A 13,616-nucleotide genomic window follows, 5' to 3' on the forward strand; every position below is an offset into this window, starting at 1 on the left:
GGCAGGGTCACGCGGCCGGGTCCTGGCGGGGCAGCGTCACGGTGAACCGGGTGCCGCCCGCCGGCCCCGGTTCGGCGGCGATCGTGCCGCCGTGCGCCTCCACGATCGCCTTGGTGACCGCCAGGCCCAGCCCGGTGCCCTTGATCTTGTGATCGATCGCGGTGCTGGCCCGGAAGAAGCGGGTGAACAGCTTCGGGTACTGCTCGGGCGGGATCCCGATGCCGGTGTCGGTGATCGTCACCGTCACGGTGTCGGCGTCCTCCCGGGCGCCGACCGTGACCGTGCCGCCCAGCGGCGTGTACTTGATCGCGTTGGACAGCAGGTTGTCCAGCACCTGCCGGAGCCGGGCGGAGTCCCCGGCCACCATCGGCAGGCTGTCGACCTCGGTGACCAGGTCCACCGGCGCACTGAGCCGGTGTTCCTCGACGGCCTGGCGCAGCAGCCGGTCCAGGCGCAGCGGCCGCGGGTCCAGCACGGTCGGCCCGCTCTCGAAACGGGCCAGGTCGAGCAGGTCCTCGACCAGGCGCATCAGGCGGGCGCTGGTCCGCTCGATGGAGACCAGCTCGGTGCGGCCGGCGAACTCCGGCTCGTCCAGCAGCGATTCGGTCCGGGCCGCGATGATCGCGATCGGGTTGCGCATCTCGTGGCTGACCACGGCGACCAGTTCGTCCTTCATCCGGTCCAGCTCGCGCAGCCGGCGGACCTGCTCCTGCTCCTTCGCCAGCAGCAGCTCACGCTGATCGGCCAGCTCCCGCCGTTCGGTGACGTTGGTGCTGATCCCGTCGACGTACAGGTGGCCGTCCTCGTGCCGGGTGACGCCCCGGGTCCACACCCAGCGCGTCCGGCCGTCGTACCCGATGATCCGGCATTCGAACTCGGCCGGCTCGCCGGTGCCGATCCGCTCGTGGTAGGCGAGGAACGCCACCCTGTCGTCGGGGTGGATCCGTTCGGCCAGGGTGTCGGCCATGTCGGCGTCGGTGGGCAGGGCGCCGCCGAAGACGCCGGTGGCCCCGGGACTGGAGTAGACCGACCGGACCGAGCCGTCCGGCATCATCTCGACCGTCCAGAAGCAGTCGTTGACCTGCTCGATCACCCGGTTGAAATCCCGCCGCGCGGCGGCCAGGGCGAGGGTCAGGTCCTCGGTGCGGCGACGTTCCACGAACCGGCCGATCTGAGCCGCGACGTCGCGCAGCATGGCCAGGATGTCGTCGTCGCGGGCGCCGTCGATGTCGGTGAAGAACGCCAGGACCCCGGTCACCCGGGCGCCGCTGTGCACCGGCATGCCGATCGTGGCCCGCAGCCCCAGTCGGTACGCGATCGGCAGCCGCCCCGCCTCGGGGAGATCGTGGAGCAGGTCGCTGCTCCAGATGTCGGCTCCGGTCGCCCACACCGCCCCGGGCAGTCCCTGCCCGATGCCGAACGCCAGCGGGGCGTCGCCGGTGAAATCGGCCAGGTCGGCTCCGGGCCGGACCCACGAGCTGACCCGGTCGATGCGGTGCCGCTCCTCGTCGACCTCCCAGTACTCGCCGCAGGCCCAGTCCAGTTCGGCGGCGATCGCGGCGGCGGCGGCGATCGCGGCGTCCCGGGCCGAGGTGGCCTCGGACAGCGCGCGGGCCACCGCGTACCGGCAGCGGTGCAGCACTTCGGCCCGGTGCGCGTCGGTGATGTCGTGCATCGCCACCACCGCTCCGAGCCGGTGACCGTCGGGGGAGTCGATCGGCCGGGCGTTGGTGAGGAACCAGCGCGGCGGCCGGCCCGGGGCCATGACCGTCATCTCCTCGTGCGAGACGATCTCGCCCGCGAAGGCGCGGGCCAGCGGCACCTCCTCCGGATCCATCGGGGTACGGCCGTCGGCCCGGAAGAGGTGGTAGGTGCCCGCCCACGACTCCGGGCCGATCGGCTGGTGCCCGAGCCCGTGGATCTCGCGCATCGCGGAGTTGAACTGGGCCAGCGTGCCGTCGCTGTCACAGGCCGCCACCCCGGTGTCCAGGCTGTTCAGCAGCGCCTGGAGATAGGCGCGCTCCCGCTTGAGCTCGACCCCCGCGGTGGTACGGGCGGTGATGTCGTGCAGGAAGGCGTGGTGGACCGGCTTGCCCCGCTCGTACTGCGTCTGAAGGGTCATCTCGACCGGGAACTCGCGGCCGGACCGGTCGACGACGGTGAACTCGAGGCGCCGCCCGGCGAAATGGGAGGTCCGGGACCGGCGGGCCCGCTCCAGGCCCCGTTCGTGGGCCTCCCGCATCGGCGGCGGGATCATCAGCTCGGTGGCCGGGTGGCCCACCGCCTCGGCGGCGGTCCAGCCGAAGAGCTGCTCGGCGGCCGGATTCCAGGCGATGATCACGCCGTCCGCGTTCATCGACACGAAGGCGTCGTGTGCGTTGTCCAGGACGGCCCGCAGGCGGCCCGCGGCGCGCAGGGCCTCGTCCCGTTCGGCGCGGAGGGCGGCCATCTCCCGGGCGTACGGGTCGGCGCGCGCCGGGCCGTCGGTCCGGCCCGGTGCGGCGACCGGCTTGTTGTCACGCCCCATCACAGAAACCGATCGGCAACCCGGCGCGACCGCTGAGGGAGATGGGGATCGGACGTGACGACGGTCTCCATCGATCGGGAATTATCGATCCCTGAGTGCGGTTGAGCGGGTCACGAGAGGCCGACCGGGCCCTCAGGGAAGCGGAGAGAGTGATCAAAATGGGTCAGCAGAAGATCATCGCGGTCGTCGGCGCCACCGGTGCCCAGGGCGGTGGACTGGTCAAGGCGATCCTGGCCGACCCCAGCGGTGAGTACGCGGTCCGGGCCCTCACCCGGGATACCACCTCGCCCCGCGCGCAGGAGCTGGTCAAGCTCGGCGCCGAGGTGGTCCAGGCGGACAACTACGACGAGCAGAGCCTGGTACGGGCGTTCACCGGGGCGTACGGCGCCTATCTGGTGACGAACTTCTGGGCGCACATGTCCGCCGACCGGGAGCTCGAAGAGGCCGCCAACCTCGCGAACGCCGCGAAGCAGGCGGGTCTCCGGCACGTGATCTGGTCGACGCTGGAGGACACCCGCGACCACATCCCGGTCCACGACGACCGGATGCCGACCCTCCAGGAGAAGTACAAGGTCCCGCACTTCGACGCCAAGGCGGAGGCCGACGGCCTGTTCCGCGCGGCTGGGGTGCCGGCCACCTTCCTGCGCACCACCTTCTACTGGGAGAACCTGGCCAACGGCTGGGGCGCCACCCGCGACGCCGACGGCGTTCTCACCCTGAGCCTGCCGATGGGCGACAGCCGGCTGGCCGGCATCGCGGTCGAGGATATCGGCGAGACGGCCTACCGGATCTTCAAGGCCGGTGACGAGTACGTGGGCCGGACCGTGCACATCGCCGGCGAGCACCTGACCGGCGAGCAGATCGCGGCCGGACTGTCCCGGGCCGTCGGCGAGCGGGTCGTCTACCGCCCGCTGACCCACGACGCCTACCGTGGCCTCGGCTTCCCGGGCGGCGACGAGGCGGGCAACATGCTCCAGTACTACACCGAGTTCGAGGACTACTTCACCGGCGTCCGCGACCTCGACGAGGTCCGCCGCCTCAACCCCGGCCTACGGACCTTCGACCAGTGGCTCGCCGAGAACGGTCACACCATCCCCACCGCATGACATAGCGGTACGAACCACCGCATAAGATGCGGGCGTGCTGATTCGGGACCTTGCCCCACGTTGTCTCGCCGTGGTCGGCGCGCCCTGGTTCAGCATCGCCGGATTCACGGTCATCGTGCTCAACGCGGCGTGCCTCGGCCTGGAGACCTACTCCGGGATCGAGGCCGCCGCGGGCCCGCTTCTGCGGCTGATCGAACACCTCTGCGTCGCGGGTTTCCTGGTCGAGCTGCTGATCCGTTTCGGCGCCTGCCTGGACCGGCCGTCCGCGTTCTTCCGCGACCGGTGGAACCTCTTCGACATGCTCATCCTGGCCGCCCCGCTGCTGCCCGGCGTCCGGGAGAACGTGACCCTGCTGCGCCTGCTCCGGCTGGCCCGGATCGTCCGCGCCTTCCGGCTCTTCCCCAGCCTGCGGGTCATCCTGGTCGGCATCCGGCGCAGCCTCCCCGGCCTCGGCAGCTTCCTGCTGATCACCGGTTTGGTCCTGTACGCCTACGCCATGCTCGGCTGGATGCTGTTCGGCACGGCCCAGCCCGACCGCTACGGCACCGTCGGCCAGGCCATGCTCAGCCTCTTCCTGCTGCTGTCCCTGGACGACATCACCAACATCCTCCAGTCCGGCCGCGAGATCACCGGCTGGGCGGTGCCGTACTACGTCTCCTTCATGGTCACCGCCTGCTACCTGCTCACCAACCTGCTGGTCGGCCTCGTCCTGACCGCCCTCCAGGAGGCTCACGAGGCGGAACGCGCCGCCGCCGACGGCAAACACCGAGGCGCCCCCATCCCGGCCGACGACTCTCCCCAGCGCCAGATAGCCGTCCTCCGCGAGGCCCTCGACACCCTGGAACGCCAGCTCGAACGAGCACCCGAGGTGCCATCACCCCGCAGTTTTCGTTGAGAATTCGCGAAAACAGGTCTCTATCCGCATCATAGACGCGGGTAAGCTGGCACTGTGCTGATCCGCTTCGAGGTGTCCAACTTCCGTTCGATCGCCGAGCCGGTCGAGCTGTCGATGGTCGCCATCGATCGGGACCGGGACGCGGCCCGTGACCAGCCACGCCTTGGCGAGAGCCTGCTGACCCGAGCCGCCGTCTACGGGCCGAACGCCTCCGGAAAGTCCAACCTGCTCGCCGCGATCACCTGGCTCCGTGATGCGGTCGAGCTGTCCCTCCGTGAATGGGGCGACGACATCCCGGTCGAGCCGTTCCGGCTCGGGGCGGAACAGTCGGGCTCCAGTGAGTTCGTGCTGGAAGCGATGATCGACGGAGTTCGATTCGAGTACGCATTGGAGATCGGCCCTCAAGCGGTCATCTATGAGGCGCTGTTCCACTATCCGGAGCGGAAACGCCGCCGGATCTTCGAACGTGAGGGTCTTCGCCTCACCTTGCAAAGGGGTCTTGGAGCTCTCTCCGGCACCAGGGAGTTGCTTACCGATCGGACCTTGGCGCTTTCCGTGGCCAGACGCTTCGACGAGCCCTCGGTCACCCGCTTCTCCGACGAAGTGATCCGGATCCGTTCCCAAGGAGTCCGCTCGAACTCGCATGGGTCGCTCTTGGCAAAGCTTCGGGGATGGGTCGATGGGCAATTCGACATCTGGCATGTGGGCCGCTACGGGCCGGTCGACGACGCTTCACTCGCAGAACGTGAAAAGGCCGTGGCCATGTTGCGCCTCGCTGATCTGGGTATCGAAGATGTCGAGGTTGTCGACGGCCCGTTTCGTTTGCCCGATTCGATTGCTTCTTCGACTGCTTCCCTGAGGTTGTTGCACAAGAGCGCGGTGGGCCGCACGGCATTCGAGCTGCGCGAAGAGTCGGAGGGGACGAGGACCTGGTTCGGGTTGATCCCCTCCGTGCTGACCGCGCTTCGGCACGGCTCGCTCATGGTCTTCGACGAGCTGGACGCCAGCCTCCACCCGACCCTGTCGGCCGAGCTGCTCAGACTCTTCGCGGATCCCACGATCAACCCGCACGGTGCGCAGCTCGTCTTCACCTCGCACGACACCAGCCTGCTGAATCACCTCAACCGTGACGAGGTGTGGCTGACCGAGAAGCGCCCCGACGGCAGCACGCGACTGGGGGCCCTCGCCGACTTCGCGGGTGAACGGGTCCGTAGGTCGCAGAACCTGGAGAACGCCTATCTCCACGGCCGTTTCGGCGCCCTACCGCAACTGGATCAGACCGAGCTCCTGCGCGCGCTCGGGCTGATCGGTTGAACGCCCGGCGAAGAGGCGGCAAACCTCTCGGCCGGACCGCCGGCAAACGCCCCGAACTGCGTACGGTGGTCGTCTTCTGTGAGGGCAGGAATTCCGAGCCCGACTACGTGAACGGGCTGAAACGCCTGCCGCACGTCATTCGCAACACCGCTCTGAACATCGAGATCCACCCGAAGCAGGGCACCCCGTTGACCCTGGTGAGGATGGCGGCCGAAAGGTTCAAGGATCCCGAGGTCGATGAGTGCTGGTGCCTCTTCGACGTGGAATGGCCGAAGCACCATCCACATCTGGCGGAGGCCATCGACCTGGCGAAGCGCGCCGGGGTCAGGTTCGCGGTCTCGAATCCCTGTTTCGAGCTCTGGTTGATGCTCCACCACGCCGATCACACGCAGTTCCTCGACACCGCCAGAGCCGAGAGCGAGAGCCGGAGGCTGGACGGGCGCAAGGGCAAGAGCATCGACGCCGCCGCGTACATGCCGTTGCGGAAGGCGGCGGCCGAGCGGGCCGCGCGATTGGAGAAGCGGCATCTGAGAGATCGAACGACGTTCCCCGGCGACAACCCGTCGTCGGGGATGTTCCGTTTTCTGGACGCCGTCGAAGGGGACGGAGCCATCCCGGCAGATGGCTAGCCTCCTAGGATGCCGTTGCGCGAGCGGTAGGATGTCGCTCCGTGACTGAGGAGATCTCCATCGCCCGGGCCGCTGATCGGGAGCGGGTTGTCGCATCGCTGGTGGCGGCGTTTGCCGAGGATCCCGTACTGCGGTTCATCTGCCCGGATCCGGAGGACTATCCCGCTCAGGCGGCGGTCTTCTTCGGCCACCTCTTCGACAAGCGGGTGGGCCGGGGGACGATCTGGACGATCGGCGGCGGGGCGTCGGTGGCGATCTGGGAGCCGCCCTCCGGCGGTGACGTCCCGGCCGCGGAGATGGATCTGCCCGCCGATGCGCTGGCGCGGGTGAAGGAGTACGACGAGGCGGTTCACCTCGCGCTTCCCGGGGAGCCGTTCTGGTACCTGGGTGTGCTCGGCACCCACCCGGCGAGCGCCGGCCGCGGTTGGGGCCGGGCGGTGATGGCCGCCGGTCTGCGCCGGGCCGCTGAGGACGGACTTCCGGCGGTGCTGGAGACCAGTAAGCCCGCCAACGTCGACCTCTACCGCCGGGCGGGCTGGCGGGTCCTGAGCGAGTTCAGTTCCCCGTTCCCCACCTGGATCATGACCCGGTAGAGCTCCTTCGTGGTCGAGGTCCGGCTCTCAGTGCTGTTTGGAGGGGCCTGATGCGGCGCTGACAGCCGGCTGGGGGTTCATGCGCCGGGTGGCGGTGAACCAGATGGTCAGGATCAGGATGAGTTCGCCTACGTTGCCGATCCAGAAGCCGGCTACCGCGGCCGCGGCGGCCGCGAACATGGCGATCGATCCGATCAGGAGCCAGGGCCAGCGGGTGCGGGCCAGCAGGAGGGCGCCGATGGCGATCAGGATGAGGATGGTGGCCACCGCCGGGATCGGGGGGCCGTGGGCGGCGGCGTTGGTGTAGCGGAGAGTGCCGGCGTAGCGGGTGGGCTCCAGGTCGAGGGTGACGATGTCGAGCCAGATGCCGATGGTGATCAGCAGGACGGTCACCGCGCCGAAGGCGGCCGGTGCGGTCGCGCCGGTGAAGAAGCGGACGTCGTAGCGGCGGGCCAGGCCCACGCCGACCATGATCAGCAGCGGTACGAGGACGCCGTGTGCCGCGTACCGGGGGAACGAGAGGGCCTCCAGGGTGTCGCCCTCGCCGACCGTGGCGCCTATCGCGATCACCGCGTTGTCCCAGACCAGGCCGAGAAGGACCAGGGCCAGGAGGGCGAGCGCCCAGTCCGGCTGCCGGCGGCGCAACGCGATCACCATGCCGAGCATGACCGTCTCCGCCACGGTGATCAGGCCGAAGAGCGTACTGAGCATCCGTGGCCCCTGTTCCATTGAGGGAAACGATGTTCCGTCAACGTAGACGGCGTGCCGCGCAGAGGCAAGCCGGTCGATGATCATAATCAGAGCCCGGCGTGGTAGCGGCTCCTACCGCCGGGGGAGTATGTCCATCGGGGGTTCATCCGCCGTTCCCATGAACTTCACAGGAGTCATCGAGCTTGCTCTGTCGTTGCTCCTCGTAGATAACAGGCATGAATCGACTGCTCGGTGACGATCACGCCGGTCACGCCCTGCGGGCTCCCAGTAGCCTGCACTCGTTCAACCGGTACGAGATCAAGTACCTGGTGCCGAGTGAGCAGCTGCCCGGGCTACGGGCGGAGCTGGCCGGGCGGATGGACTCCGACAGCCACGGCGCCGACGGCGGGTACGGGGTGTGGAGCACCTACTACGACACCCGTGACCTGCGGTTCTACTGGGAGAAGATCGAGGGCCTGAGGTTCCGGCGGAAGCTGCGGGTGCGTCACTACGGCGACCGTACGAACGTCGGCGACGACACGACGGTGCACGTCGAGATCAAGCAGCGGGTCAACCGGGTCACCCAGAAACGGCGGGTGGCCATGCCGTACCACCTGGCCCGCGACCTGTGCGACGGCCGGCGGATGGTCGAGCACGACCCGCCGCAGACCGCCTTCCTCGAAGAGGTCCTCGAACTGATCTCGCTGCTGGACCTGCGGCCGGTCGCGATGACCGGCTACCAGCGGGAGGCGTACGTCGGCCGGGACGCCGACGTGGGCCTGCGCGTCACCGTCGACTCCCGGATCCGTGGCCGGGACCGGGACTTCGACTTCGCCGCGGACGCGGAGAACCGGCTGATCGTGCCGGCCCGGCTGTCGGTGGTCGAGTTCAAGGCCAACGAGCGGGTCCCGTACTGGCTCACCGACCTGGCCGCGCGGCTGAACATGTCGGTGGTCCGGGTCTCCAAGTACTGCCAGAGCGTCGAGGCGTTCGGCCGTGCCCCGCGGTCGATCTTCCACATCCCTGATTCCGAAACCGTTGAGGTCTGACCCATGCCATTCGAAGTACAGGATCTGTCCGGCACGTTCAGCGTCGGTGACATCGCGATCGCGCTGTCGCTGTCGTTCCTGCTCAGCGCGTTCATCGCCTGGGTCTACCGGTTCACCCACCGCAACGTGTCGTACTCCCAGTCGTACGTGCAGACGCTGGTCATCCTCGGCATGCTGATCGCACTGATCATGCTGGTCGTCGGCTCCAACATCGCCCGGGCGTTCGCGCTGGTCGGCGCGCTGTCGGTGGTCCGGTTCCGCAACGCCATCAAGGAGACCCGCGACGTCGGGTTCATCTTCCTGGTGATGGGCGTCGGCATGGCCGCCGGCACCCGCTTCTACACGCTGGCGATCGTGGCCGCGGTCGCGATCAGCCTGATCATCCTGGTGATGTACCGGTTCAACTGGTTCGCCGCCAACGTGCAGCGCCAGGTGGTCAAGGTGCAGGTCCCGCCGGACGGCAACTACACCAACAACATCCAGGACGTGCTGATCGGCCTGACCAGCGAGTTCGAGCTGGTCAGCATCGAGTCGATCCGGGGTGGCGCGCTCACCGAGCTGATGTACACGGTCCGGTTGAAGAAGGGCACCGAGCCGGGCGAGCTGATCACCAAGCTGGGCGAGCGGACCGGCGGGCAGCGGGTCACCGTCCTGACCGGGTACGACCAGACGGACCTGTAGATGCTGCCCCGGCGGATCGCCCACCGGATCCCGGTACGGGTCCGGCACTACTGGAAACTGCTGGCCACCTGTGCTGCCACGCTGCTCGCGTTCGCCGTGGTGTTCAGCACGGTCCGGGTCGCGCCGCTGGTCACGAGCGCCAGCGACGAGAGCGGCGACGAGGTGTCGGTGAACATCGCCGGCACCACCGACCTGTTCGACGCGACCAGGGCGCACACCATCAAGATCACATACCGGACCGAGGCGTACGAGGAGCTGCTCGACTCGTTCTGGAAGGACGGCGAGAAGGAGTACCTGGAGGCCGACCTCACCATCGACGGCACCACCGTCCCGAGCGTCGGCATCCGGCTGAAGGGCAACTCGACGTTGCAGGGGATCACCCGCGACGGCGAGGCCCGGCAGGGCGGGTTCGGCGGCGGCCGGGGTGCGATGCCCCAGGGTGCGATGCCCCAGGGCGGGCTCCCGGAGGGCGGCGGCGGCTTCCGCATGGGCGGAGGTGGCGGGCGTACCTCGCTCAAGACCGAGGAGCCGGAAACCCTGCCGTGGCTGATCCGCTTCGACGAGTTCGTCGAGGGCCGCCGCTACCAGGGCCACCGCGAGATCGCGGTGCGGGTCGGCGGCATGGGCGGCGGCGCGGCGGTCCTCAACGAGGCCGTCTCGCTCAACGTGCTGGCCGCGGCCGGTGAGGTGACCCAGCGGTACGCCTACACCAGCTTCACCGTCAACGACCGCCCGGCCACGGCCCGGCTCATCGTCGAGCACCCGGACGAGAACTTCGCCGACGCGATCGGCGGCAACGGGGTGCTCTACAAGAGCATGGCGTCCAGCCAGTTCACCGACCAGGGCGACGACCCGACCGAGTACGCCGACGACTTCAAGCAGATCAACAAGAAGGGCAGCCAGGACCTCCAGCCGGTCATCGACCTGATCCGCTGGGTCAACACGGCCGGCGACGCCGAGTTCGACGAGCACCTGGACGAGCACGTCGACGTGGCGTCGTTCGCCCGGTACGCGGCCATCCAGAACCTGCTGGTCAACTTCGACGACATGGCCGGTCCGGGCCGCAACTACTACCTCTGGTACGACCTGGACGCCAAGAGGTTCTCGGTGGTCGGCTGGGACTACAACCTGACCCTGTCCGGTTCCGCCACCCAGGATCCGGCCGAGTCGGTGAGCATGGGCGGCGGCGGCATGCGCGGTGGTGGCGGTGACTTCCAGCCGCCCGAGGGCATGGAGCTGCCGCAGGGCGGTCAGATGCCACAGGGTGGGCAGATGCCGGGCGGTGGGCGCGGTGGGTTCGGCGGTCACAAGCTCAAGGAGCGCTTCCTCGCCAGTGCCGCCTACAAGGACACCTATCGGAAGGCCTACAAGGAACTGTTCAACAAGATCTACGGGAACGCGTCGGCGCTCAACGCCCTCGACGCGATCACCGAGGTGATCGGCACGGTCGACGGGGCGAACGCGGAGTCCACCGCCACCGACGCGGAGAACCTGCGCACGCTCATCCGGGAGCGCACGCAGTTCCTGGTCACCAACGAGATCATCACCGGCTGACAGGAGGCGCTCGGGTCCATCGTGGGCCCGAGCGCGCTTTCGGCGTACAAAATCCGCTCTCAAACGGGGTTTTCGAGGCCGAGCAGGCGGTCGAACAGGCGGAGCCGGAACACCACGGTCAACGTCAGGTACCAGAGGACCAGCGTCGGCAGCACCACGAAGAAGACCGCCTTCGACGGCCCCATCAGGCCGAAATACTGCCACAGCAACGGTACGCAGAGGACCGCGCCGAACGCCACCATCAGGCCCAGCACCAGCCACGACGGCCGTTTGTCGCCGGTCGGCTCGGTCCACGCCGCGAACACCCGGGACCGCGGCGCCAGGAACAGGATCAGCAGAAACGACGCGAAGCAGAAGAACGTCGACAGCCCGGTCTGCGCCAGGATGGTGGCGGAGGCCTCGGTGAAGTCGGCGTCGACGCCGTACGTCAGGCCGGTCGTCCGCTCGAACTCGTGAATGATCCGCTCCGGGGCCCGCCCGGAGCCGAAACCGTGCGTGACAAGCGTGTAGAACACGGCGTAGATGGCCGTGCCGAAGGTGGCGGTGACCACCGCGGCCGGCGCCACGAACCGCACCAGGTTGCGCAGCAGATGCGGGTCCGGCTTGGTGGGTTCCGCCCAGAAGGTGAGGAACACCGTCGGGATGCCCACCGTGAACAGGGTCAGGCCCACCTGCGTCGGCGAGTACGGGAAGCTCAGCCCCAGCATCGTCACCGACAGGATGACCAGCCCCTGACTGGCGACCCGGGACAGGAAGACGTAGAGCGAGATCCCGATCCCGTTGATGATCCGCCGGCCCTCGTACTGCGCCGGGGACAGCGCCGAGAAGTCGTCCTCGACCAGCACGATGTCGGCAACGTCCCGGGTCACCGTGCTGCCGCTGCGCATCGCCACGCCGACCTGCGCCTGTTTGAGGGCGCGGGCGTCGTTCACCCCGTCGCCGACCATCGCGACGTACCGGCCCTGCCGCCGCAGCGAGCGCACGATCCGCTCCTTGTGCTCCGGCGCGACCCGGCCGAACACGCTGGTGCCGGCCACCAGCCGGTCCAGCGCCGGGTCGTCGAGGTCGTCCAGGGCGGCGCCCGTGACCGGCTCGTCCCCGGTGATCCCGGCCCGGGCGGCGATCGCGGCGACGGTACGCGGATCGTCGCCGGACAGCACTTTCAGCTCCACCCCGTCGGACCGGAAACGGGCCACCGCCGCGGCCACCTCGGGACGCAGCTCGTCGGCGAGCACGGCCAGCGCGACCGGCTCCAGCACCGGCAGGCCGGGCCGCCCCGCCGCGTCGCGCAGCCCACCCTCCGGATCCTCGGCACGTGCCAGCAGCAGCACCCGCAGCCCCTGCCCGGTACGGTCGGTGATCTCGCCGGCCGGCACCGGGCGCAGCAGCCGCCCGGCCAGCGCGTCCGGCGCGCCGAGCACCCACGCGCCCTCCTCGGCGACCAGGCCCGACCAGCGCAGCGACGACGAGAACGGCACCTCGTCGCGGACCTCCCAGACCGGCCCGCTCAGCGCCCCGGAGAGCGCCATGGCCGTCAGGTTCGGGGTGGTGGCGTTGTGGGCCAGCCCGCCCAGCGCCCCGGCGGCCATGGCGTACTCGTGATCGCCCAGCGGGACGATCTCCGCCAGCGCCAGCTGCCCGGTGGTCAGCGTGCCGGTCTTGTCGGTGCAGATCACGTCCACGCTGGTCATCGACTCGACCGCGTTGACCTGCTGCGCCAGGGCGCCGGTGCGGGCGATCCGGACCGCGCCGGCGGTGTAGGCGAGCGCGATCAGGAAGAACAGCCCGTACGGCACCAGCCCGGACAGCACCGCGGTGATCTGCACGACCCGCAGAACGCTGAACCCCTCCAGCGCCGCCTGCGCCAGGATGGCCCCGCTCATCAGCACGGCCAGCGCCATCACCAGCCGCACGATGAACTCGATGCTGCGCTGCAACGGCGTCTTGTCGGTGGTGGCCCGCCGCGCCTCGGCGGTGAGCCGGCCCGCGTAGCTGTGCACGCCCACGTCCCGGGCCAGCTGGTGACCGTCGCCGGCCACGCACAGGCTGCCCGAGCGCAGGTCGTCGCCCGGATGCTTGACCACCGGGTCGGATTCACCGGTCAGCAGCGACTCGTCGGCCTCCAGGCGGCCGCCGTCGAGCAGCGGGCCGTCGACCACGATCTGGTCGCCGGGGCGGACCCGCAGCACGTCGCCGCGAACCACCTGGTCCGGGGCGACCTCGGTCTCCCGGCCGTCGCGGATCACCAGCACCCCGGCCCGGTCCAGCAGTTGCAGCCGGTCCAGCTTGCGTTTGGCCCGGATCTCCTGGGCCGCGCTGAGCACCGCGTTGATCAGGCCCAGGCCGACGCTGATCAGCGCGTCGCTGTAGCGGCCCAGCACCAGCAGCGCGGCGCCGATCACGAACAGGATCAGATTGAAGAACGAGAAGACATTGGTACGCAGGATCTCGGCGTAACCGCGCGATCCGCCCTGTACGGCGGTGTTCGCCTCGCCCCGCCGGCGCCGTGCCTCGGCCTCCGCCCCGGTCAGCCCTTCGGCCGGAGCGAGCATCAGCTGTTCCATTCGATCGCAGTCCC

General features: G+C 69.2%; 11 protein-coding genes. 8 read left to right on the forward strand and 3 right to left on the reverse strand.

Annotated elements, in window-relative coordinates; translation table 11 throughout:
• Window positions 1-7 precede the first annotated feature (7 nt).
• Window positions 8-2,527, reverse strand: a complete 2,520-nt coding sequence (locus BJ964_RS19505; RefSeq protein ID WP_188121988.1) for a PAS domain-containing sensor histidine kinase — start codon at window positions 2,525-2,527, stop codon at window positions 8-10.
• Between the two features lie 158 nt (window positions 2,528-2,685).
• Between BJ964_RS19505 and BJ964_RS19510 the strand changes: the two genes are divergently transcribed.
• From BJ964_RS19510 to BJ964_RS19530, 5 genes are all read left to right on the forward strand, one after another.
• Window positions 2,686-3,633 carry an NmrA/HSCARG family protein gene (locus tag BJ964_RS19510; protein WP_188121989.1) on the forward strand — a complete coding sequence of 316 codons (948 nt, stop codon included), beginning with the start codon at window positions 2,686-2,688 and terminating at the stop codon, window positions 3,631-3,633.
• Window positions 3,634-3,667: 34 nt separating this feature from the next.
• Window positions 3,668-4,528, forward strand: coding sequence for an ion transporter (locus BJ964_RS19515; RefSeq protein ID WP_188121990.1), 861 nt, complete (start codon window positions 3,668-3,670; stop codon window positions 4,526-4,528).
• 54 nt (window positions 4,529-4,582) lie between these two features.
• Window positions 4,583-5,842: an AAA family ATPase gene (locus BJ964_RS19520; RefSeq protein ID WP_188121991.1), complete on the forward strand. Its 1,260-nt coding sequence runs from the start codon at window positions 4,583-4,585 to the stop codon at window positions 5,840-5,842.
• A gap of 65 nt (window positions 5,843-5,907) precedes the next feature.
• On the forward strand, window positions 5,908-6,471 hold the full coding sequence (locus tag BJ964_RS19525; RefSeq protein WP_268248030.1) for an RloB family protein: 564 nt from the start codon (window positions 5,908-5,910) through the stop codon (window positions 6,469-6,471).
• A gap of 41 nt (window positions 6,472-6,512) precedes the next feature.
• Window positions 6,513-7,064, forward strand: a complete 552-nt coding sequence (locus tag BJ964_RS19530) for a GNAT family N-acetyltransferase (protein WP_188121993.1) — start codon at window positions 6,513-6,515, stop codon at window positions 7,062-7,064.
• Window positions 7,065-7,091: 27 nt separating this feature from the next.
• Here the strand turns inward: BJ964_RS19530 and BJ964_RS19535 are convergent, their stop codons facing one another.
• A complete protein-coding gene (locus tag BJ964_RS19535; protein WP_188121994.1) occupies window positions 7,092-7,775 on the reverse strand; it encodes a hypothetical protein in 684 nt (227 codons plus the stop codon).
• A gap of 215 nt (window positions 7,776-7,990) precedes the next feature.
• On the opposite strand from BJ964_RS19535, the gene BJ964_RS19540 reads away from it, so the two are divergent.
• Genes BJ964_RS19540 through BJ964_RS19550 form a run of 3 tightly spaced genes read left to right on the forward strand, consistent with a single transcriptional unit; the run spans window position 7,991 to window position 11,038 of the window.
• Window positions 7,991-8,803: a polyphosphate polymerase domain-containing protein gene (locus BJ964_RS19540; protein WP_188121995.1), complete on the forward strand. Its 813-nt coding sequence runs from the start codon at window positions 7,991-7,993 to the stop codon at window positions 8,801-8,803.
• Window positions 8,804-8,806: 3 nt separating this feature from the next.
• Window positions 8,807-9,484: a DUF4956 domain-containing protein gene (locus BJ964_RS19545; RefSeq protein ID WP_188121996.1), complete on the forward strand. Its 678-nt coding sequence runs from the start codon at window positions 8,807-8,809 to the stop codon at window positions 9,482-9,484.
• Window positions 9,485-11,038: a CotH kinase family protein gene (locus BJ964_RS19550; protein WP_188121997.1), complete on the forward strand. Its 1,554-nt coding sequence runs from the start codon at window positions 9,485-9,487 to the stop codon at window positions 11,036-11,038.
• A 59-nt stretch (window positions 11,039-11,097) separates the two neighbouring features.
• On the opposite strand, the gene BJ964_RS19555 is transcribed toward BJ964_RS19550, so the two are convergent.
• Window positions 11,098-13,602 (reverse strand): HAD-IC family P-type ATPase, encoded by a 2,505-nt coding sequence (locus BJ964_RS19555; protein ID WP_188121998.1) that lies wholly within the window; start codon window positions 13,600-13,602, stop codon window positions 11,098-11,100.
• Window positions 13,603-13,616 lie beyond the last annotated feature (14 nt).

The organism is Actinoplanes lobatus (assembly GCF_014205215.1).
In the GTDB taxonomy this organism is placed as follows: Bacteria; Actinomycetota; Actinomycetes; order Mycobacteriales; family Micromonosporaceae; genus Actinoplanes; species Actinoplanes lobatus.

Coding starts and splice junctions, on each gene's coding strand:
- BJ964_RS19505 (WP_188121988.1), bottom strand. CDS start 2,527: ATGGGGCGTGACAACAAGCCGGTCGCCGCACCGGGCCGGACCGACGGC.
- BJ964_RS19510 (WP_188121989.1), top strand. CDS start 2,686: ATGGGTCAGCAGAAGATCATCGCGGTCGTCGGCGCCACCGGTGCCCAG.
- BJ964_RS19535 (WP_188121994.1), bottom strand. CDS start 7,775: ATGCTCAGTACGCTCTTCGGCCTGATCACCGTGGCGGAGACGGTCATG.
- BJ964_RS19540 (WP_188121995.1), top strand. CDS start 7,991: ATGAATCGACTGCTCGGTGACGATCACGCCGGTCACGCCCTGCGGGCT.
- BJ964_RS19545 (WP_188121996.1), top strand. CDS start 8,807: ATGCCATTCGAAGTACAGGATCTGTCCGGCACGTTCAGCGTCGGTGAC.
- BJ964_RS19550 (WP_188121997.1), top strand. CDS start 9,485: ATGCTGCCCCGGCGGATCGCCCACCGGATCCCGGTACGGGTCCGGCAC.
- BJ964_RS19555 (WP_188121998.1), bottom strand. CDS start 13,602: ATGGAACAGCTGATGCTCGCTCCGGCCGAAGGGCTGACCGGGGCGGAG.